Origin of the sequence: Margalitia sp. FSL K6-0131 (assembly GCF_038008735.1) — a bacterium.
In the GTDB taxonomy this organism is placed as follows: Bacteria; Bacillota; Bacilli; order Bacillales; family Bacillaceae_C; genus Margalitia; species Margalitia shackletonii.
Map to the genome: position 1 here is coordinate 1,533,270 of NZ_JBBOZS010000001.1, position 19,913 is coordinate 1,553,182.

Consider the following 19,913-nt stretch of genomic DNA (forward strand, 5'->3'; position numbering starts at 1 on the left):
ACAAGATTATTGTGAGGGACCTTCATGGCAAAAGACTCAAAAGTAAGGCAGGAGCAGCAAGGTGTCGTCCTGTCCTTTATACCGACAGGAGAATACTATTTTAATAAAGGAATAAATGCTTATCATAGACATGATTTAAAGAAAGCGAAAAAATATTTGCAGCGTGCAATGCAGTTAGAACCATATGAACCGATGATTGCCTGTCAGCTTGGCCTTGTTTGTATGCAGCTGGATGAATTTCAGCAATCTAATGAACTTTTCACCCAAATTTTGGACGAATTAGACCCAAGTATGACAGAATGTCATTATTTTTTGGCAAATAATTATGCCGAGCTTGGTCTTTTTCATGAAGCATATAAACATGCCAATAAATATTTGGAATTGGATCCTTATGGTGAATTTGCAGAGGAAGCTGAAGATTTAATATACGTTATTAATACGGAAGAAACAGACCTGGAAGATTCCTTATATATGCAAGACGAGTTAATCATGAAACAAGAGAAGGCAAGACAGCTTCTCGAATCTGGGAATTTTCAAATGGCCATTAAAAATTTACAAGAATTGATTGAAAAATATCCGGATTTTTGGTCAGCCTACAATAACTTGGCTCTCGGTTATTTTTATTTAGGAGAAATGGAAAAAGCGGCAAATGTGTTAAAAGAGCTTTTGGATAAGAATCCCGGAAACTTACACGCTCTTTGTAATTTAGCAGTATTTTTGTATCATCAACATCGTGATGAGGAACTTCAAGAATTAATAAATGGTCTTGAAAAAATCCAGCCGCTCTTGATTGAACATCAATATAAACTAGGCGCCACATTTGCCTTGTTGGGAAATCATCAAAAGGCTTTTTATTGGTTAAATAAACTAAAAAAACATGGCTTTGAGGGAGATGCAAGCTTTTACTATTGGCTTTCACATGTTGCCTATTCTACTGGACATGAACAGACGTCCAAATCTGCTTGGAAGCAATTATTAGAATTAAGTCCGGAAAAAGAGGGGACAGAGCCTTGGAACAAAAATCAACAGGGTGATGAAGGCTTCGAAAACCATGTTACATCCATTCTAAACAAATTAAAAAGCGATTATTTAGAAGAAAGGTTATTTGGCATTTTTCTAATATCGGTTTCCAATCGCAGACAGGAAATTATCTCCCATCCCGATTTTAAAAGCCTGGATGAATTTACGATTACGGAGAAAATTTACTTGGCGAACGTATTGGATGCAGGAATGAAAGAGCAATTTGACCCAGATGGAATCATTGGAAAAGGGCATGGTGTTGCCACATTATTGTATGAACATCACCACCCGGTATATCCGCAAACGACCGGATTATTTCATATGTGGTTCTCCATTTTTATCAATGGATTAAAAGAGGGGATATCATTTGCTAACCAACCTGCATATGCAGCGGCAGTTGATTATGTATGGAATAAGATCCATCATGAGAAGATTAGCCAATCAGAGATTGCCAAACAGTATCATATTTCACCTTCGACACTCCAGAAATACATTAAAATGATACAGCAATATTCTCAGTAAGCATATATATGGACTCTGGAAGAACATTCTTTTAAGATAAGGGTAATGATTCTCGGTAAAATTGTTTTTTGAGAACTTAACAAGACTGTTTTTATACAAATTGTTACTTTTCACTCTTTGTACAAAAAGACTAAGGCAGTATTGTTTCGGGGAATCTTTTCTTAAAAACAACAAAGTTTAAGAAAAGAGCCTTAATCAAAAGCAAAATCGGGAATGATAAGATAAGGAAATAAAGATTAAAAATAGATAAAGAAAAATGGGTGTGAGTGAAATTTGCAGTGAATTTCACCTGTAAGGAGTGTTGAGATATGGAAGAAAAAATATATGATCTTATAATTATTGGTGCCGGCCCTGCTGGTATGACAGCTGCCGTGTATGCTTCGCGTGCCAATTTATCGACTTTAATGATTGAGCGCGGTGTACCTGGTGGACAAATGGCCAATACGGAGGATGTAGAAAATTACCCTGGATATGAAAGTATTCTAGGACCTGAACTTTCCAATAAAATGTTTGAGCATGCAAAGAAATTTGGTGCTGAATATGCATATGGAGATATTAAGGAAATTGTCGATGGGGAAGAATATAAAACGCTTAAAGCGGGTTCTAAGGAATACAAAACTAGAGCCATCATTATAGCAACAGGAGCTGAGTATAAAAAGATTGGAGTTCCTGGCGAAAAAGAATTAGGCGGACGCGGTGTTTCTTACTGTGCCGTTTGTGATGGAGCTTTCTTCAAAAACAAGGAATTAGTGGTTGTTGGTGGAGGAGATTCTGCAGTAGAAGAGGGCGTATATCTTACAAGATTTGCTAGTAAGGTAACGATTGTGCATCGCCGCGATCAATTAAGAGCACAAAAAATCTTGCAGGATCGGGCATTTGCAAACGAAAAAGTTGATTTTATTTGGAATCATACCGTGAAAGAAATTAACGAAAAAGATGGAAAAGTGGGCTCTGTTACTCTTGTTTCAACTGTGGATGATAGTGAAATGGAATATAAAGCGGATGGTGTTTTTATTTACATTGGACTAGTGCCTTTAACAAAACCTTTCCAAAGTCTTGGTATTGTAAATGAAACAGGCTATATCGAAACAAATGATGATATGGAAACGAAAATTCCTGGTATATTTGCAGCCGGAGATGTTCGTGAAAAGACTCTTCGTCAAATTGTAACTGCGACAGGCGACGGAAGTATAGCGGCACAAAGTGCTCAACACTATATTGAGGAATTAAAAGAAAAGCTGAATATTAAATGATTTTCAGCTATCCTTTAGCATTTTAAAGGGATATTTGATAAAAGTAATTTTGTTTTAATTTTCCTGTAATCATTGTGAAACATTAATCATGTATGATAAAGACAAATGAAATTGACCCCCTTTTTAATAAGAAACTTTCGAGCCCGGGCATTGCCTGGTGCTTTTTTTTATCGTCTAGCTTCAAGCACCTTTCAGCTCTCCGTCTCCTTCTTGAGGGTCATACAACAGTTTCTGAACGACCTCGCCGTGTTTCATAAATCTTGCTGCGAAAACCAAAAAATCCGTACACCGATGAGCAAGGCGCTTGCACATTTGTTTTTTAGTGCAAACACTCCGTTTTACGTTTGTTAGGAAGTTAGATAAATAGTATAATAAAGAGAATATAAAAGGCTATAACTCCTAAAAAAAGTGCTCTTTTCTTATACATGTTGTCTTTTACAGGAAAATTATATATTTCCTCATCTAGTCATAGAAATGATAACGACAAAACATATGAGGAATATCCTAATGCAAGAAAAGCAACATTTTATGCGAAAACAGCCTAACTAAAAGAGGTGAGAGTTGTGCAACGCGTAACGAACTGTGTTTTGGTAAAAGACAATGAAATTTTGCTATTGCAAAAGCCTCGACGTAATTGGTGGGTGGCACCCGGCGGGAAAATGGAACAAGGAGAATCGATACGTGAATCTGTTATACGAGAATACAGGGAAGAAACGGGAATCTACCTTAAGCAACCGTCATTAAAAGGTGTTTTCACCTTTGATATTATAGATAAGGAAAAAATCGTTTCGGAGTGGATGATGTTCTCCTTTGTGGCGAAAGATTATGATGGTGTGCAGCTATTGAAATCTGAGGAAGGGAACTTGGCATGGCACCCAATTGATGAAATACAAAACCTGCCAATGGCAAAGGGCGATTATCATATTCTGGATTATCTTGTTCATGGATCAGGTATCATTTACGGACAATTTACATATACACCTGACTTTGAATTAATTTCATATCGAATTGACCCAAGTTAATAGAAAATGCTTTAAACAGGCAGGTGAGTCAATCTTAGTGCCGGAGCTAGTTTTATTGCCATAGGGGTATAGGAGAACCAATTTTATTCGGGATGAATACTTATGTGAACGTTCGCAAAAAGTTAACCATATTATTGAGAAATAAAGACTTTTTAGGCAGAATCTGAATTAACGATGCCAATGAGTGAAAACGTCTTGATAGTAGATCTATCGTCTTTAACTTCTTTAGTAGGGGCATTATTAATGGGAGGAAATGATCATGAGCACAGGTGCAAATAATGTTCAATTAGTTATCATAACAGGTATGTCTGGTGCGGGGAAAACAGTTGCCATTCAAAGCTTTGAAGATTTAGGTTTTTTTTGTGTGGATAACTTACCTCCAACTTTACTTCCTAAATTTTTGGAGCTCATGAAGGATGCTAATAATAAGATGAATAAAGTAGCGCTTGGAATGGATCTTCGTGGTAGGGAATTTTTTGATTCGTTATTCAAAGCGTTAGATGAATTAGCTGAAATTTCTTGGGTTGCACCGCAAATTCTATTTCTTGATGCGGATGACACTGTTTTAGTCAGAAGATATAAAGAGACAAGACGACTACACCCTTTATCTCCAACAGGGCTGCCGCTTGAGGGTATAGCTCAGGAAAGGACATTGTTGGAGGAACTAAAGGGACGTGCCCAAATTTTATATAATACATCAAAAATGTCCCCCAGAGAATTAAGGGAAAAAATATTAACGGAGTTCTCCCTTAATAAGCAAGCAACCTTTACGGTTAATGTTATGTCATTTGGGTTTAAGCATGGTATCCCAATTGATGCGGACTTAGTATTTGATGTGCGATTCCTCCCAAATCCATATTATGTTCAGCATATGCGGCCAAAAACTGGCTTAGATCAAGAGGTTTATGAATATGTATTAAAATGGAATGAAACCCATAAGTTTCTTGAAAAAATTACTGACTTACTTTCGTTTATGCTTCCACATTATAAACGGGAAGGGAAAAGTCAATTGGTTATCGCGATAGGTTGCACAGGCGGTCAGCATCGCTCCGTGGCGTTAACAGAATATATAGGTCATTATTTTGAAGAAGACTATCATACTTGCATTTCCCATAGGGATATAAAGCATAGAGAAGGGAAACAACTGCATGAAAACGGCAAAAAAATCTAAAATCGTTATCCTTGGCGGGGGGACCGGATTACCCGTATTATTAAGAGGGTTGAAAAAATATCCAGTCGATATTACTGCCATTGTAACGGTAGCAGATGATGGCGGCAGCTCCGGCAGAATTCGAGAAGAAATGGATATGCCGTCACCAGGAGATATAAGAAATGTGTTGGCTGCTTTATCCGATGTAGAGCCATTAGTGGAACAAATGTTTCAGCACCGCTTTAAGACAGACAATGAATTGTCTGGCCATTCCTTAGGTAATTTGATTATTGCGGCTTTAACATCTATTACAGGCAACTTTGTTCATGCAGTTCAGGAAATGAGCAAGGTACTAAATGTTCATGGCAAAGTTTTGCCTGCAGCTAACCAGAGTGTAGTACTTCATGCTGAAATGACGGATGGCACGATTGTTTCAGGAGAATCAAAAATTCCTTTTTCCGGAAAGAAAATAAAACGTGTGTTTTTAACACCAGATGTCATTTTTCCGCTTTCCGAAACGATTAGAGAGATTCGTCAAGCAGATTTAATCGTCATTGGCCCGGGAAGCTTATATACGAGTGTATTGCCTAATTTAATTGTTCCTCAGTTGGGTAAGGAAGTTTGCAAAGCTAAAGCAAAGAAAGTATATATATGCAATTTGATGACACAGGCTGGAGAAACGCTTGATTATACGGCCAGTGACCATGTCGATGCCATTTATCAGCATATGGGATGTCATTTTATTGATACTATCTTAGTAAATAATGAAGAAATTCCGCAAAATATCCAAGATCGTTACAAAGAGGAATTAGCAAAGCCTGTAGTTTACGATGTAGACAGATTAATTAATTTAGGCTTAGATGTTATTTATGATCAGATTCTTACGTATGAAGACGGATTAATCCGTCATGATACCGATAAAGTAGCAAAAATTTTATATAACCTGCTGCCAAATAGTTAGTGATTTTAAGTGAATTTTTTCTTTCACTTCATTGGAGGTTTTGGGGTTGTCATTTGCATCGGAAACGAAAAAGGAATTAACCAATCTACAAGTGAAGGATTGCTGTGCAAAGGCGGAGCTATCAGCACTTATTAGAATGAACGGTTCATTATCTTTTTCCAATAAACTATTAGTTGTTAATGTACAAACAGAAAATGCAGCAATTGCGCGCCGCATTTATATACTTATCAAAAAAATATATGATACCCCAGTCGAATTGCTTGTAAGGAAAAAAATGCGATTGAAAAAAAATAATGTTTACATTGTTCGATTAAAAAGCAGGGCAAAAGATATTCTGGAAGATTTGAAGATTTTAGGTGAAAATTTTACTTTTGATCATCATATTTCTCCAAGTTTGATTAAAAAGAAATGCTGTAAGCGCTCGTACTTAAGAGGGGCATTTCTTGCAGGAGGGTCTGTCAATAATCCTGAAACATCTTCCTATCATTTAGAAATCTTTTCTCAATATAAAGAGCATAATGAATCCCTTTGTGAGCTAATGAATTCATTTGGGTTAAATAGTAAAACACTGGAACGAAAAAAAGGCTTTATAACGTATTTAAAAGAAGCCGAAAAAATTACGGAATTCTTAAATGTCATTGGTGCTCATAATGCATTACTGCGTTTCGAGGATGTCCGAATTGTTCGCGATATGCGCAATTCTGTAAACAGGTTAGTCAATTGCGAAACGGCTAATTTAAATAAAACAATTGGAGCATCTTTGAGACAAGTTGAAAATATTCGGTATATCGAATCAACGGTGGGGCTGCAAGTTTTACCAGAAAAATTGCGTGAAATCGCTGAGCTTCGCATAGCATATCAGGATGTTACTCTGAAGGAGCTTGGAGAAATGGTATCCGGGGGCACCATTAGTAAATCAGGCATTAATCACCGACTAAGAAAAATTGATGAAATTGCGGAAAAGCTTCGTGCAGGAGATTTTTCTGTTTCCAAATAAATAAGGAGAGTAAGGGGAGTTAGTGATGGAAGAGAAACAAGTAGAAGTAAAACGGAAATCAGGACTGCAAGCACGTCCGGCAGCATTATTCGTACAGGAGGCAAATCGGTTTTCTTCCGAGGTATTCCTAGAAAAGGATGGAAAAAAAGTTAATGCCAAAAGTATCATGGGATTAATGAGCCTCGCAGCAGGTGCAGGATCCATCGTTACTTTAAGTGCCAATGGACATGATGAAAAAGAAGCGGTGGAAGAATTAAAGAAATTTATTGAGGATGAGAATTAAAAGTTTCCTTAAAAGAAGGGGATGAAGGACAAAAGCCACTAAAAAAAAGGGTCTGAGTGTCCTTCATAAGGGGAATGAAGAACAAAATTCTCCGAAGCAAAGTCCCAAGTTTCCTTCATAGAAGGGATGAAGGACAAAAGCCACTGGAAAAAGGATCTGAGTGTCCTTCATAAGGGGAATGAAGAACAAAAGTCCCCGAAGTAAAGCCCCAGTGTCCTTCATAACAACGGAACGCAGGTTCCCCAGGTATTCATAAAAAAAAGCCTTTCGAATAGAAAGGCTATTTTTGCTATTTGTTTTTGTACTAAGAAACAAACTCGTTTCAGCTTTTTATTTTTTAGAATCTAATTCATTACGAGTAATAATTTTATCCACTAATCCATATTCCAAAGCCTTTTCAGCAGTCATAAAGTTATCGCGATCTGTATCTCTGCTGATTACGTCTAACGGCTGACCAGTGCGTTCTGAAAGAATTGTATTTAGTTTTTCACGTAAAAACAGAATACGTTTCGCAGCAATTTCGATTTCCGTTGCTTGACCTTGGGCACCGCCAAGTGGTTGATGAATCATAACCTCACTATTCGGTAATGCAATCCTTTTTCCTTTTTCACCAGCAGCAAGTAGGAAAGCTCCCATCGATGCAGCCATACCAATACAAATTGTTTGTACATCTGACTTAATATATTGCATTGTATCATAAATTGCCATACCTGCTGTGATGCTTCCACCTGGGCTGTTGATATAAAGGGATATATCTTTTTCAGGATTCTCGGCATCTAAAAACAATAATTGGGCAACGATGGAGTTTGCCACTTGATCATCGATGGCACTGCCGAGCATGATGATACGATCTTTTAACAATCGGGAATAAATATCATAGGCACGTTCACCGCGATTAGTTTGTTCAATAACTGTAGGGATTAAGTTCATACTTTCTCCTCCTCACATTTTTAATAATTCAGGACTATAAGAACCCGAATGGTTTTTAAGGAAAATTCATCCTTATGTAATTAACATCATACACTAATGGTCAATAAAGGTCAAACGATTCGCTTATATTTCTCAAAAATTTATTCTTTATTCATCATTAACAAAAAGTATTCATTTTAAACCATAAAATAGCTTGCAATAAACCGATTTCTAGACTATAATTAAAAACCGTACAGTTCAATTTTGCCCTCGTGGTGCAACGGATAGCACGTAAGATTCCGGTTCTTAAAATGGGGGTTCGATTCCCTCCGAGGGCGCTATGAAATAATGGTGAGTTATATTTATGAAGATGAAAAACACTGGTAAACTAGATTATATCAACGTTTAAGAGTGTTTTTTATTTATAGTAAATGAAACGAAGAATTCGTTTGAAAACGATAGGAAAAGAAATTTTTTTACACATTTTTTACACAATCATTTGTTCAAAAGTTTTGAGTGTATTTTTTGTATCTTCTTCTCTAAGCTCCTTAATTATGTGTGCATAGTATTTTTGAGTTGTATCTATACCTGAATGACCCAATCGTTCAGAAACATAGTAAACAGAAATCTTTCTATATAGTAAAACACTTGCATGAGTATGCCTTAAACCATGAACAGTGATCGGATCGATATTAAGCTCCGTAAGTGTTTTTCGTAAAATCTTATTTGCAAATGCATTTGTTATTACTTTATTTTCATTACTTGGACTAAAAAAGACAAGATCATGAATATTGTTTGGTAATGTTTTAAATAATTTTTCAAAGCATTGCATTGTTTTAGAATCCATACTTATTATTCTGTTTGAAGGATCGTTTTTGGTTTTAGCAAATCCTTTACCTGTTTTATAGTCCCAAGTTTTATTTATCCGAATTTCATTTGTATTAAAGTCAAAATCATTCCTTGTAAGACCGACCATCTCGGCAAATCTCATACCTGATGTTAATCCAAGTAATAATAAGTAATAACCAATAGAACGATCTAGCCTATTATACAATTCTTTCATTAACCTTTTACTCTCAAAATAATTTAAATATTTTTCTTCTGGACGTTTTGCCTCGATACTTCCAGTTAAGACCGCCTCTCGAGTAAAATCTATTCTAATAATTCCTTCCTCAATCGCATTTCTAACACAAGCTCTTATATGTGTATTTAACTTCCGAGTTGATTCCTTGGCATGGTTTTTCCCGTATTCGTTTAAAAATGCTTGATACTCTCGTTTGGAAATCTCCTGAATAGGTTTACCTTCAAAATAAGTAATAATTGTTTGAAGTGTATCGTGGTATCTTTTTAAGGTAACTTCACTTATGTTGGTTTTGTAAACTTTTATCCATTCTTTGAAATATTCATCAAAAGGTTCTTTTTTTAAATGAGGTACAATACCCTTTTGTAAATTGGCTTCAACTTCTGCTGCTGCAACTTGCGCTTCTTTTTTTGTCTTAAAGCCACCTTTACGTATTGGCTTCGGTTTTGCGCTAATCGTATACTGCCATGTCTTGCCGCGTTTTTGAAAACTTGCCACTTTAAATTTCACCTCCTTCCAATAGTTTTTTAACAAACATTCAAAGGATCTAGTTCTAATCTTTTTCCATCCACAAAAGTGTATATACCGTATTTTTCTTTATATCTATCTAAAGCGTGTTGAAGAAAATCCTCTGTAACGCCTAAATACTCTGCAAGTTCAAATCTATTTTTGACCCCATCTTTTTGAGCTTGTACAATTTTTCTTAGAGGAATTAATTTTTCATAAGCCCATGATCTTGCTTTTAATTCCTGTTTTCTGTTTATGATTGTATTCTGGTCCAAGATGTCTCCACCAGATGTAAAATGATGACCAAGTTCTTCAGCAAGGATACAAGCTTTTTCAATGGTATTTTTTATCTTCTTATTTATCCAAATAACATTATCAGAATATAACCCCTTAATGGCCCCCTTTATGTACTCTTCTTGCACATATATGTCTAGGTTATTGCATTCTGAAAGAAGAGCCTCATACATATACGCTACATCCCCTTGTTGCTTCTTTTTGATTTTACAAATGCCTTAAATCTTTCTATTTCATCTAATTCTTCATCAGTCCACTCTTCTCCATCATGGTGAGCGGCTATAGTAGTTATATCTTCTTTTTCCTTTAAACCAAGTAAATAATCTAATGAAACATCGAAGAATAATGCAAGATACCTTGCATGTTCAAGTCTTGGATCTCCTAACCCATTTTCCCATTTTGAAATCATGCCTTTATTTAAGTTAGTATTGAAACGTTTATTAATGTTTTCGGCTAATTCTTCAAGTGAAAGGCTCTTATTTATTCTAAGTTCTTTAATTTTCCTTCCAATTTCAAATTCCATCGCTACCGTTTCCTCCGAACTAAATTTAGATATATCTAAACTTTAACTTATGAGTTTCAAAAATGCAACATTTTTTTAGTTTATTTGTGGAAATGTTATTGACTTTGAAACTTTAGGTGATATACTAAGATTAAGTTTCGAAAAAGAAACAATAAATAAGAAGGTGATAAACTTTGAAAGAACAAATCGAAAGAAGGCATGCACCATATTCAAAATTCAAAGCTTTCTTAGTAGAAAACAACATTAATCAGCAGGAAGTGGCTGATTTGCTGGGAAAGTCTAAATCAGCTTTAAATCAAAATTTAAATGGAACGGGTGGTGATTTTTCATTAAAAGAGCTACGTATTATTTGTAAAAAGTTTAATATAAGCGCAGATGACTATTTTTTATATCCTAATGTTTCGAAAATGAAACCCGAGATTATTAATCAAATGGAGGAGATGGGAATGTGCAACAATTTCAAGTCACAATAAATATTCCTGTACCAGAAGATTCAATTGTCATCTCTAAAATTGAGCTTGAGGAATTAAAGAGTCAATCATTAACAGGAGTCTATTGGAACATGAAAGACCTCGAAGAGAGAACTGGTAAAAAGCATGAATGGATTAAAGAAAACATCCTTTATCCAAGCAGATTCCGAAAGGTACTTGATGTAGATCAAGGTGGGTTTGTATTTTATCCGAAAACTAAAGGTCAAACTTGGGTGTTTCAGGCTAATAAAATGGCAGCATTTTTAGATAAACATTTTCACCAAATATTTTCTAGTTGAGGTGGTACCAAAATGACATTTACCGCATTCGCATTCTTCACGGCTACAGTTTTTTTAATCGGCATAATGGTTTGTGATCAATTTTTAGGAGGAGAGGAATGAAAATTGTAGTTATTGATAAAAGTATCGGAAAAATCTTCTGGACGGAGGAACACAAAACAAAAGAAGATGCTTTAAAAGCAATGCAGCAGATGAAAGAAAATCATTTTAATCCAGAATGTTTTAATTACAAATTACAAGCCTAACCAGGCTTTGCTTTTTATCCACATGGCGAAATTTGATGAGAAGTAATTGGAATATTTGAAGGAGGTGATACATACATGAATGCAGCAGAAGCAAGAATGGTTTCTAAAAGCAATGAATCTAAATTAATTGGCGAATGTACTAACGAGATTATAAGACTTACTAAAATACAAATTCAATCTGCAGCAAAGCAAGGTCATTGTTCAGTTGGTGCTAGATACGAAATACCTTGGAATATCAAAGATAAAGTTATTCCACAAGTGGTTTTATATTTTGAATGCTTAGGTTATAAAGTTGATCATAAACAGCTATCGGAATGTGATTGTTTCATACTCAAATGGTGAAAGGGAGTGAAACTTTGAGAGACATTGAACATCCTGGCATTACCAAGATTAATAGAACAGGAGAAACAAATCAAAATTCAAAGCCTGAACATTGGGGATCAGATTATTTCGGAGATGAAATATTTTTCGGTGATGAAATTGTATAAATTTATGAAGAAATTGTTCTGAAAGAGAATCTAGAACGTTTCTTGACGGAAGTGTTAGGACTCTCTTTCAAAACAGCTTTATAAAACATACTTACATACATCTTAGAACATTCAACATTAGAAAATCAATAAATTTTATGAGGAGGATTCAAATGAATCAATTACAGGTAGCTGAATTAGAAGATTTAGGTGTGGAGGTAACCACAGTTGAGGAACAAGAGGAATTAAAACAACGATTCCAAATTACCAATATTGAAAGTCTTAACTGGGCATTCAGAAAAGTTTCTGCTTTACAATCCAAGGCAAAGGAAATTGAAACATTGGCAGCCGCCGAAAAACAACGTATTGATCAGTGGGCAGTATCGGAATTAAAGCCAATCGAAAATAGTCTGGACTTTTTCAAACAATTAATTACGGAGTATCATTCCAAACAGCTTGAGGTGGATCCAAAAGCTAAAACAATCAGTACACCATATGGTAAATCAAAAACTCGAAAAACAAGTGCTCAACCTGAAAAGGCTAATGAAGAAGATATTCTCCAATATGTCTTTGAAAACAATCTTGATGAATTTGTAAAAAGCAGCGTGAAATGGGTGGACCTTAAAAAGACATTAAAAATTGTGGAAATCAGTGGTGAAAAGGTTGTAGTGGATGAGAATGGACAAATTGTTCCTGGTGTGACAGTTAAACCAGAATCAATCTCGTATAGTGTGGAGGTGTAAAAATGTTAAAAGTAAATCTTCTTTCCTTTGAAGATTTAACTGAGGAGGAAAAAGAAATCCAACCCAATAACGGTTGGGGTAAAGAGTACGCTAATTATATCAAAATTACTGATAGTGAAAATACAGTGATGATTTTATCTGATGCTTTCGAACCAGAAGATGGAACGTTTACAAGGGATTTATGTTATGTCGTTGATGCAATTAAAGAAGCATACAAAATTGGATTAAGAGACGGCATGAAGTTGAAAGGGGTGAACTAATTGGAAATTACAAACGGTTCCCAAATTACCAAAAGTAAAAAAGCTAAAATCATCATCTACTCTAAACCAGGTGATGGAAAAACAACTGTAGCCGGCAAGCTTCCAGGTAAAACATTGGTATTAGATATCGATGGTACAAGCCAAGTTCTTGAAGGATATGCAAATGTAGATGTTGCAAAAATTGATGTTAATGATCCACATGATAGTATTCTAAAATTCTATGCCCATGCCAAGGCTAACATAGCAAACTATGACAATATCTTTGTGGACAACCTTACACATTATCAGAAGTTGTGGTTGATGCATAAAGGTGAAAACACTAAAAGTGGAATGCCAGAGCTGAAAGATTATGCTCTGTACGATAATCACATTTTAAAGGTCGTTGAAACATTCAATGGATTAGATGCCAATGTCATATATACTGCCTGGGAAACTACACGCAGTATTGTCCATGATGATGGGCAGCAGTATAACCAGTTCATCCCTGATATTAGGGACAAAATCGTAAATCATGTTATGGGCATTGTACACGTCGTTGCTCGATTAGTCCGAAAAGCTGACGGTACAAGAGGATTTATCCTTGAAGGAAATCAAAGCATTTTCGCAAAAAACCATTTAGATCAACGAAAAGGCTGCGTTCAAGAAGAATTAATAGTATCATCCACAAATTAATGAAACTGGGGGAAATACAAAATGTCATTTTTTAAATTTGATGAAGAAAACGCAAGTGCAGGGTTTGAATTAGTAGCAGAAGGTAAATATGAAGCTGTCATTGTTAATGCAGAAGCAGGAAAAACACAAGCCGGTAAACCTAAATTATCAGTAGACTTCGAGATTCGTAGTGATGTACCGCAAAATCATCAAGGAGCCAAAGTGCTTTACAACACATTTACATTTGAGCATGAGATTTCAGTAAGGATTGTCAACTCATTATTAAAAGCATGTGGTTTCCCAAATGGTCATCCATTCAGCTCACCTGAAGATATGGCTAAACAACTTATCAATAAAAATCTAAAAATCACAGTTAAGCATGAAGAATATGAAAAAGTGGTTGATGGTGAAAAACAAAAACGGGTTGCTGCAAAAGCAAAATATTATGATGTTTCGGATGTGAAACCAATCATGCAGCCAGGCGGCATTACTATCAGTGATGATGAAATTCCGTTCTAAGATAACTAAATAGAGAAGTTGGTATTTTGCTAGCTTCTCTTTTTTATACCCAAATTAACGAAATACAACTTTATTGGAGGGCAAAATGAAGGAAAATCCATACAATTTCAACGAAATCCCTGCCGAATTAAAAGCCCTTCCTCAATGGATTTTGTGGAAATCGGAAAAGCGAAATAACAAGCCAACAAAGGTGCCATATCAAGTAAATGGAGAAATGGCTCAGGCGAATAATAGACGTACCTGGTCGACATTTGCAACAGCAGTCAAATTCTATTTAGAAGGTGATTATGACGGCATAGGGTTCGTATTTAGCAGACAGGATAATTACATCGGAATTGATATTGATAAGTGTGTTGTGGATGGAAGACCAAATGCCTTTGCAACTGAAATTATCGACACATTAGACAGCTATACAGAGTTTTCTCCTTCCGGAAAAGGTATCCACATCATCATAAAAGGGAACCTTCCACAATCTGTTTTAGGTACTGGGAGGAAAAACACTAAACATGGATTAGAAATTTACTCATACGGCCGATATTTCAGCTTCACAGGAAATCGTGAAAATTCCAATGATGTTTATGATCGCACAGATGAGCTGGGAGAAGTATTTGAAAAATATTTTGATGATAGTGATATCCAAGGCCGCGTGAATCTTGCTGAGTTTGAAAAAGATGAAATTAAAATTTCAAATGATGCTCTTTGGGAAAGAATGTTCCGTAGTAAAAATGGAGATGAAATTCGCTCATTATTCAACGGAAATCTAATTAATAATGACCATTCTGCAAGTGATTTAGCACTATGTAACCATCTAGCATTTTGGACAGGAAAATCTGCAACTAGAATGGACTCTATGTTTCGTGAATCAAGTCTTATGCGTGATAAATGGGATGTTATCCACTTCAGAGATACCAATGAAACTTATGGAGAACGGACTATAGCAACTGCCATTTCTTCAACCTCTACAACGATTTTGGATAACAAAGAGGAGTTTAAAGAATTCTCCTTTGATTTCCATACTGGGGATGCCGAAGAAGTTGTTGAGGAAAAGCCTAAAAAGAAATTCCGATTAACCGAGCTTGGTAATGCAGAACGAATTGCTTATGAATACGGCCATGTAATCAAATATGTATCAGATATGGGTTGGTTAATATGGGACGGCAAACGATGGAAATTAGATACCAAAAAGGAAATCGAACGAATTACAGCAAAGGTTCTCCGTAGTCTTTATAAGTCCGAAGATGAAGCAGAAACAAAATGGGCCAGAATGTGTGAAAGAAGAAATATTCGTATGAATAGCATTAAGGACCTTATGCCATTGGTTCCAGGAGAGCGCGAAGAGTTTGATCGGCATAAATATTTATTCAATGTTGAAAATGGAATCGTAGATTTAAAAACTGGTAAGCTGCAGCCGCATGATCGTGAACTAGGTATAACAAAAATCACAAACATTACATTCGATGAAAAGGCAAAATGTCCCGAATGGTTAAGTTTCTTAGAACAAATATTTCAAGGGGATAAAGAACTTATCGAATACATGCAACGATTAATCGGTTATTCTCTCACTGGAGAAATTACTGAACAAATAATGGTTTTTCTAATCGGTGGTGGATCCAATGGAAAATCAACTTTCATCAATACGATTAAGGACCTCATGGGTGAATACGGTAAACAAGCAAAATCAGATACTTTCATCAAAAAGAAAGAAACTGGAGCCAATAATGATATTGCTAGATTAGTAGGAGCGCGTTTTGTTTCCGCAATTGAAAGTGAAGATGGGGAACAATTATCAGAAGCTTTTGTAAAGCAAATAACAGGCGGTGAACCGGTTTTAGCACGATTCCTTCGCCAAGAGTATTTCGAGTTTGTGCCGGAGTTTAAAGTGTTTTTTACAACCAATCATAAGCCGGTAATAAAAGGTGTGGATGAAGGTATATGGCGTCGGATCCGTTTAATTCCGTTCAACCTTCAGCTGCCAAAAGAAAAGCGTGATAAAAAGCTTCCTGAAAAGTTATCACTTGAAATGCCTGGCATTCTGAATTGGGCCATTGAAGGTTGTTTGAAGTGGCAGCAGATGGGATTAAATGATCCGGCAATTGTGATGAAAGCAACTGGTGATTATAAAGAAGAAATGGATATCATCGGACCATTTTTATACGAATGTTGTTTTATGAACGGATCTCAAAAAATCGAAGCAAAAGAGTTATATGAAATTTATTCAAATTGGTGCTTCAAAAATGGAGAATTCGCATTAAAAAACAGAGCATTTTATAGAGCGTTAGAAACCAAAGGATTTAAACGTGAACGTGGAAATTCTAACAAATATTGGATTTATGGAATCACCTTAAAAGAAAGAGCAAATGTTACTTTTCAGATATCAAATGTTACTGAAATCGACGAAAAGTTACCGAAATCAGACCATAATTCAAGCGATTCTTCAAAAAGTAACATGTTCAAATTTACATGAGAAGTCAATGGTATCAAGGGTTTGTGTTATTTTGAATGTTATTTTTGTTATTTTTGTTACTAATAAAATATATAAATAAAAAAATAATATATATAAATATATATTAGTAGCGTTAAACACCAAATTAGGTAACAAAAATAATAAATATCATTCAAACCCTTGTGGCTCTAAGGTTTTCATGTGTTACTTTTTGAAAATCTTTAGTAACAAGGGTCTTTTTTCGCTACAAAATCGAGGTTTTTAGTAACAAATAAATGAGGTGATAGATTTGCAAGTTTTAAAAATATTGAGCTGGATTTGGAGATCTGGAGCAAATATCTATCTTGATAAAAGTGATGATCGGATTGCGATAAAAAATCAAAATTTAATACCTAAAGAAGTTATGGAAGCAGCTGAACAAAATTTTCAAGAAATCGATGCATGGTTTAAATCTTGGAAAAGTGCAAATGGTGAGAAACTCACACTTAGGAAAATTGTTCATCATTTTTGTTGCTGGGAGCGCAATGAACAAATAGAAAAATGGTTATGTGCAGAAAATGATTCATTAATGCTATTCCATGATTGGTCGGTAGTTCTTGCTAAGAATGGTTGGAAAGATATTTATGAAGATTATCGACAATTTGAAAATGATGAATCAAATAAAATGGCTCATGAATTATATATACGTGCGGTTATATTTGCGAAGAAAGGAGAATGAGGATGAGAGAAATTAAGTTTCGTGTGTGGGATAAACATGAAAAAAAGATGGGCAAAGTTACTGGAATTAAATTTAGTGATGTCCAGCACACCCTTGTGCACTATAGATATGTTGATGATCGTGGAAGGGTAATTGATGAACAATCGCATGTTGATGACAAAGGTCATGGAGTGGTTGTCCTCGTGCAATACACAGGACTTCTCGACAAAAACGGTAAAGAGATTTATGAAGGGGATATTGTATCAGGCAAAGCAACTTTAGATAACAGTGCCTTTGAGTATAAGGGTAAAGTTGTTTTTTACACACAGAACAATGTCCATGGTTGGCATGTAGAAGATGATGAAGGTGGTGCTTGGGAATTGAAACAACTGGCAACAAGAATATCTCTAGATCATATTACTGGTGAAATTATCGGTAACATTTACGAAGCTTCTTCCAAAAGAGAACAACTTCTTGAAAAAGCTCGGAATTATAAAAGAGTTCCAGGGCATGGTAAATCTCTTGAAGAAATGACGGATGAAGAATTAGAAAAATTCGTTAATATTATGGAATCTGCGTTCCGTTTGGCTTTTGATGAGGAGGAAGCTGAATGATTCATTACAGTTACACCGATACAGAGTTAAATAAGATTCTAAAAACACTCACTATAGTGATTGATACTCGGGAAAATGTAAACGGTCATATCTTAAATTATTTACACCAAAAGGAAGTACCTATAAAAATTCAAAAACTTGATACCGGTGATTATGGTTGTATGATTCCCAAAAATGAGGAACTTGGCATTTATCGTGACATCTATTTAAATAGTCGAGTTGAACGAAAAGCCCATATTGATGAAATCACAGGGAATTTACAAAAAGATACTGCAACAGCTTTTGAAAATGAATTAATTCGTTCTAAGGATATTCCTTTCACACTAATCGTCGAGGATCTACATGGCTATGAAAAAATGCTGAAAGGTGAGTATCGGTCCAAATATAATCCGTTAGCTTTACTTGGCCGACTGAATACATTTAAGGCCAAATACAATTTCGAAATTGTTTACCTGGACCAAAAATTCAGTGGGAATTGGATATACCATCATTTTTATTACCAGGCTAAACACTATCTTAAGACAGGGATATTTTAATAGAAAACATCATGATACTACATAAAGAAAAATTGAAAGGTTGATGGTATGGAACAAACACTATTGCATTTCCAAAAGCATAATGTTTCGGATAAATCCTTGGAAATATTAAAGCAAGTAATGTACAAGCAGGATGATTTCGGTGTCAATAAATACGGAGTGGCCCTAGATCATTCCCATAAATATGATTGGTTGAAAATGTTGCAAGAAGAATTAGCAGACGCTCTTAAATATCTCCAATGTGAAATGGAGAGAAAAGAATATATTATCAATCTCTTAAAAGCTGGATTACGTTCGGATGAACCAAAGACTTTCATAGAGGTTGCACTTGAATTATTAACTGTGGAGGGGACGGGAAAATGAATCTATCAAATTTATTTGAAATCCAAAGGAAATTGGATGAACACATAATGGAAGAGCATCCGGAGTTAAAGGACCAAAATAATTTAGATTGGAAAATCCTAGCTTTACAAGTCGAGCTAGGGGAATGTGCGAACGAATGGCGCGGTTTTAAGAAATGGAGTAAGGATCAGGAGCCAAGAACTACTACAAAATGTCATCATTGTTCTGGGGAAGGTATGGGATTCTTTAGCGGAAATCAATATACGGGATTTAAAGAGATTTGCATAGTTTGTGATGGGACTGGAATAAATGATAATCAAAACCCACTCCTTGAAGAATATGTTGATTGCTTGCATTTTATATTATCAATTGGGTTGGAGTTAGAAAAGAAATACAAAGAAAAAATTGTTCCATCGATTAAACTAAATGAAAACAAAAAGAGTGATATCACTAATCAATTTAATGAATTGTTCCTTAATACTACTTCTTTATTCATTTCAACAAATGATGAATACTATGATTTTGAAGATACGATTGTCATTTTTAGTGAGTTGCTCGAGTCATTTGTAAGTCTCGGTGAAATGCTCGGCTTTACATGGGAGCAAATTGAACAAGCTTATTTTGAAAAAATGGCTATTAATCATAAACGGCAGGATGAAGGGTACTAAATATGAAATGTCCAATTTGTAACAAACAAAGTAAAGTTTTTGATGTCCGCCATCCAAAGAATGAAAGTAAAAGGCGCAGCAGGATTTGTGAAAATGGACATACATTTCGTTCTTATGAATTATCGGAGGAAAGATTTCAGGAATTGCTAGATTATGAGAAATATTATTTTAAAGTGCAAGAATTATCAAGGACGTATGATAGCTGATGCCGAAAAAAGGTGTTTACGCAGTCTATAAAGGAGATACATTCATTTGTTTAGGGACCATGAAGGAATGTGCTGACTATTTAGGTGTTAGGGAAGATACAGTTAAGTTTTACCGATCCAATGCTTATAAAAGGCGCGGATCTAAACATAAAGAGCCTAATCATTTAATTGTTATTAGGATAGAGGATGATTGATGAACTTTAGAACCATGAAGTGCAGTAAAGGAGGACC

At 35.3% G+C, this 19,913-nt stretch carries 29 protein-coding genes and 1 tRNA gene; 26 read left to right on the forward strand and 4 right to left on the reverse strand.

The window, feature by feature from the left end:
- Nucleotides 1-24: 24 nt before the first annotated feature.
- The 7 genes from NSQ59_RS07225 to NSQ59_RS07255 all read left to right on the forward strand — a co-directional run bounded on the left by NSQ59_RS07225 (nucleotide 25) and on the right by NSQ59_RS07255 (nucleotide 7,208).
- Nucleotides 25-1,542, forward strand: a complete 1,518-nt coding sequence (locus NSQ59_RS07225; RefSeq protein ID WP_340830425.1) for a tetratricopeptide repeat protein — start codon at nucleotides 25-27, stop codon at nucleotides 1,540-1,542.
- 308 nt (nucleotides 1,543-1,850) lie between these two features.
- A complete protein-coding gene (gene trxB, locus NSQ59_RS07230) occupies nucleotides 1,851-2,795 on the forward strand; it encodes a thioredoxin-disulfide reductase (protein ID WP_055738807.1) in 945 nt (314 codons plus the stop codon).
- 563 nt (nucleotides 2,796-3,358) lie between these two features.
- Entirely contained in the window at nucleotides 3,359-3,817 is a 459-nt protein-coding gene (locus NSQ59_RS07235; RefSeq protein WP_055738808.1) for an NUDIX hydrolase, read from the forward strand.
- 259 nt (nucleotides 3,818-4,076) lie between these two features.
- Nucleotides 4,077-4,988 carry an RNase adapter RapZ gene (gene rapZ / locus NSQ59_RS07240; protein WP_340830428.1) on the forward strand — a complete coding sequence of 304 codons (912 nt, stop codon included), beginning with the start codon at nucleotides 4,077-4,079 and terminating at the stop codon, nucleotides 4,986-4,988.
- On the forward strand, nucleotides 4,966-5,928 hold the full coding sequence (locus NSQ59_RS07245) for a gluconeogenesis factor YvcK family protein (RefSeq protein ID WP_055738810.1): 963 nt from the start codon (nucleotides 4,966-4,968) through the stop codon (nucleotides 5,926-5,928). Before rapZ ends, NSQ59_RS07245 begins: the two co-directional genes overlap by 23 nt.
- Before the next feature lie 46 nt (nucleotides 5,929-5,974).
- Nucleotides 5,975-6,925 carry a DNA-binding protein WhiA gene (gene whiA, locus NSQ59_RS07250; RefSeq protein WP_055738811.1) on the forward strand — a complete coding sequence of 317 codons (951 nt, stop codon included), beginning with the start codon at nucleotides 5,975-5,977 and terminating at the stop codon, nucleotides 6,923-6,925.
- 25 nt (nucleotides 6,926-6,950) lie between these two features.
- Nucleotides 6,951-7,208, forward strand: coding sequence for an HPr family phosphocarrier protein (locus tag NSQ59_RS07255; RefSeq protein ID WP_055738812.1), 258 nt, complete (start codon nucleotides 6,951-6,953; stop codon nucleotides 7,206-7,208).
- Between the two features lie 330 nt (nucleotides 7,209-7,538).
- On the opposite strand, the gene clpP is transcribed toward NSQ59_RS07255, so the two are convergent.
- Entirely contained in the window at nucleotides 7,539-8,138 is a 600-nt protein-coding gene (clpP, locus tag NSQ59_RS07260; RefSeq protein ID WP_055738813.1) for an ATP-dependent Clp endopeptidase proteolytic subunit ClpP, read from the reverse strand.
- Between the two features lie 245 nt (nucleotides 8,139-8,383).
- Here clpP and NSQ59_RS07265 point away from each other — a divergent pair.
- A tRNA-Arg gene (locus NSQ59_RS07265) sits at nucleotides 8,384-8,455 on the forward strand.
- A 149-nt stretch (nucleotides 8,456-8,604) separates the two neighbouring features.
- Here the strand turns inward: NSQ59_RS07265 and NSQ59_RS07270 are convergent.
- The 3 genes from NSQ59_RS07270 to NSQ59_RS07280 are packed head-to-tail and all read right to left on the reverse strand — an operon-like array spanning nucleotide 8,605 to nucleotide 10,522.
- Nucleotides 8,605-9,696 carry a tyrosine-type recombinase/integrase gene (locus NSQ59_RS07270; RefSeq protein ID WP_340830433.1) on the reverse strand — a complete coding sequence of 364 codons (1,092 nt, stop codon included), beginning with the start codon at nucleotides 9,694-9,696 and terminating at the stop codon, nucleotides 8,605-8,607.
- A 29-nt stretch (nucleotides 9,697-9,725) separates the two neighbouring features.
- On the reverse strand, nucleotides 9,726-10,172 hold the full coding sequence (locus tag NSQ59_RS07275) for an ImmA/IrrE family metallo-endopeptidase (protein WP_340830435.1): 447 nt from the start codon (nucleotides 10,170-10,172) through the stop codon (nucleotides 9,726-9,728).
- Nucleotides 10,173-10,177: 5 nt separating this feature from the next.
- Nucleotides 10,178-10,522 (reverse strand): helix-turn-helix domain-containing protein, encoded by a 345-nt coding sequence (locus tag NSQ59_RS07280; RefSeq protein ID WP_340830437.1) that lies wholly within the window; start codon nucleotides 10,520-10,522, stop codon nucleotides 10,178-10,180.
- A 173-nt stretch (nucleotides 10,523-10,695) separates the two neighbouring features.
- On the opposite strand from NSQ59_RS07280, the gene NSQ59_RS07285 reads away from it, so the two are divergent.
- From NSQ59_RS07285 to NSQ59_RS07370, 18 genes are all read left to right on the forward strand, one after another.
- Nucleotides 10,696-10,995: a helix-turn-helix domain-containing protein gene (locus tag NSQ59_RS07285; protein WP_340830439.1), complete on the forward strand. Its 300-nt coding sequence runs from the start codon at nucleotides 10,696-10,698 to the stop codon at nucleotides 10,993-10,995.
- Nucleotides 10,971-11,291, forward strand: a complete 321-nt coding sequence (locus NSQ59_RS07290) for a DUF771 domain-containing protein (protein ID WP_340830441.1) — start codon at nucleotides 10,971-10,973, stop codon at nucleotides 11,289-11,291. Before NSQ59_RS07285 ends, NSQ59_RS07290 begins: the two co-directional genes overlap by 25 nt.
- Before the next feature lie 98 nt (nucleotides 11,292-11,389).
- Nucleotides 11,390-11,536 carry a hypothetical protein gene (locus NSQ59_RS07295; RefSeq protein WP_340830444.1) on the forward strand — a complete coding sequence of 49 codons (147 nt, stop codon included), beginning with the start codon at nucleotides 11,390-11,392 and terminating at the stop codon, nucleotides 11,534-11,536.
- 75 nt (nucleotides 11,537-11,611) lie between these two features.
- The gene (locus tag NSQ59_RS07300; protein WP_340830446.1) at nucleotides 11,612-11,878 is read left to right on the forward strand and encodes a hypothetical protein; all 267 of its coding nucleotides are present in this window, start codon (nucleotides 11,612-11,614) and stop codon (nucleotides 11,876-11,878) included.
- A gap of 14 nt (nucleotides 11,879-11,892) precedes the next feature.
- Entirely contained in the window at nucleotides 11,893-12,024 is a 132-nt protein-coding gene (locus NSQ59_RS07305; RefSeq protein ID WP_340830448.1) for a hypothetical protein, read from the forward strand.
- A 12-nt stretch (nucleotides 12,025-12,036) separates the two neighbouring features.
- A complete protein-coding gene (locus NSQ59_RS07310; RefSeq protein WP_340833147.1) occupies nucleotides 12,037-12,108 on the forward strand; it encodes a hypothetical protein in 72 nt (23 codons plus the stop codon).
- A gap of 68 nt (nucleotides 12,109-12,176) precedes the next feature.
- The gene (locus tag NSQ59_RS07315) at nucleotides 12,177-12,746 is read left to right on the forward strand and encodes a host-nuclease inhibitor Gam family protein (RefSeq protein WP_340830450.1); all 570 of its coding nucleotides are present in this window, start codon (nucleotides 12,177-12,179) and stop codon (nucleotides 12,744-12,746) included.
- Nucleotides 12,747-12,748: 2 nt separating this feature from the next.
- Nucleotides 12,749-13,006 carry a hypothetical protein gene (locus tag NSQ59_RS07320; protein ID WP_340830451.1) on the forward strand — a complete coding sequence of 86 codons (258 nt, stop codon included), beginning with the start codon at nucleotides 12,749-12,751 and terminating at the stop codon, nucleotides 13,004-13,006.
- Nucleotides 13,007-13,678: an AAA family ATPase gene (locus NSQ59_RS07325; RefSeq protein ID WP_340830452.1), complete on the forward strand. Its 672-nt coding sequence runs from the start codon at nucleotides 13,007-13,009 to the stop codon at nucleotides 13,676-13,678. It abuts the gene before it with no gap.
- A 21-nt stretch (nucleotides 13,679-13,699) separates the two neighbouring features.
- Nucleotides 13,700-14,176 carry a DUF669 domain-containing protein gene (locus NSQ59_RS07330; protein WP_340830453.1) on the forward strand — a complete coding sequence of 159 codons (477 nt, stop codon included), beginning with the start codon at nucleotides 13,700-13,702 and terminating at the stop codon, nucleotides 14,174-14,176.
- An 85-nt stretch (nucleotides 14,177-14,261) separates the two neighbouring features.
- Entirely contained in the window at nucleotides 14,262-16,640 is a 2,379-nt protein-coding gene (locus NSQ59_RS07335) for a phage/plasmid primase, P4 family (RefSeq protein WP_340830454.1), read from the forward strand.
- A 268-nt stretch (nucleotides 16,641-16,908) separates the two neighbouring features.
- A complete protein-coding gene (locus NSQ59_RS07340; RefSeq protein WP_340830456.1) occupies nucleotides 16,909-17,337 on the forward strand; it encodes a hypothetical protein in 429 nt (142 codons plus the stop codon).
- Between the two features lie 2 nt (nucleotides 17,338-17,339).
- The gene (locus NSQ59_RS07345; RefSeq protein WP_340830457.1) at nucleotides 17,340-17,930 is read left to right on the forward strand and encodes a YopX family protein; all 591 of its coding nucleotides are present in this window, start codon (nucleotides 17,340-17,342) and stop codon (nucleotides 17,928-17,930) included.
- The gene (locus NSQ59_RS07350; RefSeq protein WP_340830459.1) at nucleotides 17,927-18,466 is read left to right on the forward strand and encodes an ERCC4 domain-containing protein; all 540 of its coding nucleotides are present in this window, start codon (nucleotides 17,927-17,929) and stop codon (nucleotides 18,464-18,466) included. The genes NSQ59_RS07345 and NSQ59_RS07350 overlap by 4 nt, the downstream gene beginning before the upstream one ends.
- Before the next feature lie 48 nt (nucleotides 18,467-18,514).
- Nucleotides 18,515-18,829, forward strand: coding sequence for a hypothetical protein (locus NSQ59_RS07355; RefSeq protein WP_340830460.1), 315 nt, complete (start codon nucleotides 18,515-18,517; stop codon nucleotides 18,827-18,829).
- Nucleotides 18,826-19,476 carry a dUTP diphosphatase gene (locus tag NSQ59_RS07360; protein WP_340830461.1) on the forward strand — a complete coding sequence of 217 codons (651 nt, stop codon included), beginning with the start codon at nucleotides 18,826-18,828 and terminating at the stop codon, nucleotides 19,474-19,476. The genes NSQ59_RS07355 and NSQ59_RS07360 overlap by 4 nt, the downstream gene beginning before the upstream one ends.
- Before the next feature lie 2 nt (nucleotides 19,477-19,478).
- The gene (locus NSQ59_RS07365; protein ID WP_340830463.1) at nucleotides 19,479-19,682 is read left to right on the forward strand and encodes an NrdR family transcriptional regulator; all 204 of its coding nucleotides are present in this window, start codon (nucleotides 19,479-19,481) and stop codon (nucleotides 19,680-19,682) included.
- On the forward strand, nucleotides 19,682-19,876 hold the full coding sequence (locus NSQ59_RS07370; RefSeq protein ID WP_340830465.1) for a hypothetical protein: 195 nt from the start codon (nucleotides 19,682-19,684) through the stop codon (nucleotides 19,874-19,876). Before NSQ59_RS07365 ends, NSQ59_RS07370 begins: the two co-directional genes overlap by 1 nt.
- The last annotated feature ends 37 nt before the right edge of the window (nucleotides 19,877-19,913 follow it).

Coding starts and splice junctions, on each gene's coding strand:
- NSQ59_RS07225 (WP_340830425.1), top strand. CDS start 25: ATGGCAAAAGACTCAAAAGTAAGGCAGGAGCAGCAAGGTGTCGTCCTG.
- trxB (WP_055738807.1), top strand. CDS start 1,851: ATGGAAGAAAAAATATATGATCTTATAATTATTGGTGCCGGCCCTGCT.
- rapZ (WP_340830428.1), top strand. CDS start 4,077: ATGAGCACAGGTGCAAATAATGTTCAATTAGTTATCATAACAGGTATG.
- NSQ59_RS07245 (WP_055738810.1), top strand. CDS start 4,966: ATGAAAACGGCAAAAAAATCTAAAATCGTTATCCTTGGCGGGGGGACC.
- NSQ59_RS07255 (WP_055738812.1), top strand. CDS start 6,951: ATGGAAGAGAAACAAGTAGAAGTAAAACGGAAATCAGGACTGCAAGCA.
- clpP (WP_055738813.1), bottom strand. CDS start 8,138: ATGAACTTAATCCCTACAGTTATTGAACAAACTAATCGCGGTGAACGT.
- NSQ59_RS07275 (WP_340830435.1), bottom strand. CDS start 10,172: ATGTATGAGGCTCTTCTTTCAGAATGCAATAACCTAGACATATATGTG.
- NSQ59_RS07280 (WP_340830437.1), bottom strand. CDS start 10,522: ATGGAATTTGAAATTGGAAGGAAAATTAAAGAACTTAGAATAAATAAG.
- NSQ59_RS07295 (WP_340830444.1), top strand. CDS start 11,390: ATGAAAATTGTAGTTATTGATAAAAGTATCGGAAAAATCTTCTGGACG.
- NSQ59_RS07300 (WP_340830446.1), top strand. CDS start 11,612: ATGAATGCAGCAGAAGCAAGAATGGTTTCTAAAAGCAATGAATCTAAA.
- NSQ59_RS07315 (WP_340830450.1), top strand. CDS start 12,177: ATGAATCAATTACAGGTAGCTGAATTAGAAGATTTAGGTGTGGAGGTA.
- NSQ59_RS07320 (WP_340830451.1), top strand. CDS start 12,749: ATGTTAAAAGTAAATCTTCTTTCCTTTGAAGATTTAACTGAGGAGGAA.
- NSQ59_RS07330 (WP_340830453.1), top strand. CDS start 13,700: ATGTCATTTTTTAAATTTGATGAAGAAAACGCAAGTGCAGGGTTTGAA.
- NSQ59_RS07335 (WP_340830454.1), top strand. CDS start 14,262: ATGAAGGAAAATCCATACAATTTCAACGAAATCCCTGCCGAATTAAAA.
- NSQ59_RS07345 (WP_340830457.1), top strand. CDS start 17,340: ATGAGAGAAATTAAGTTTCGTGTGTGGGATAAACATGAAAAAAAGATG.
- NSQ59_RS07350 (WP_340830459.1), top strand. CDS start 17,927: ATGATTCATTACAGTTACACCGATACAGAGTTAAATAAGATTCTAAAA.
- NSQ59_RS07355 (WP_340830460.1), top strand. CDS start 18,515: ATGGAACAAACACTATTGCATTTCCAAAAGCATAATGTTTCGGATAAA.
- NSQ59_RS07360 (WP_340830461.1), top strand. CDS start 18,826: ATGAATCTATCAAATTTATTTGAAATCCAAAGGAAATTGGATGAACAC.
- NSQ59_RS07365 (WP_340830463.1), top strand. CDS start 19,479: ATGAAATGTCCAATTTGTAACAAACAAAGTAAAGTTTTTGATGTCCGC.
- NSQ59_RS07370 (WP_340830465.1), top strand. CDS start 19,682: ATGCCGAAAAAAGGTGTTTACGCAGTCTATAAAGGAGATACATTCATT.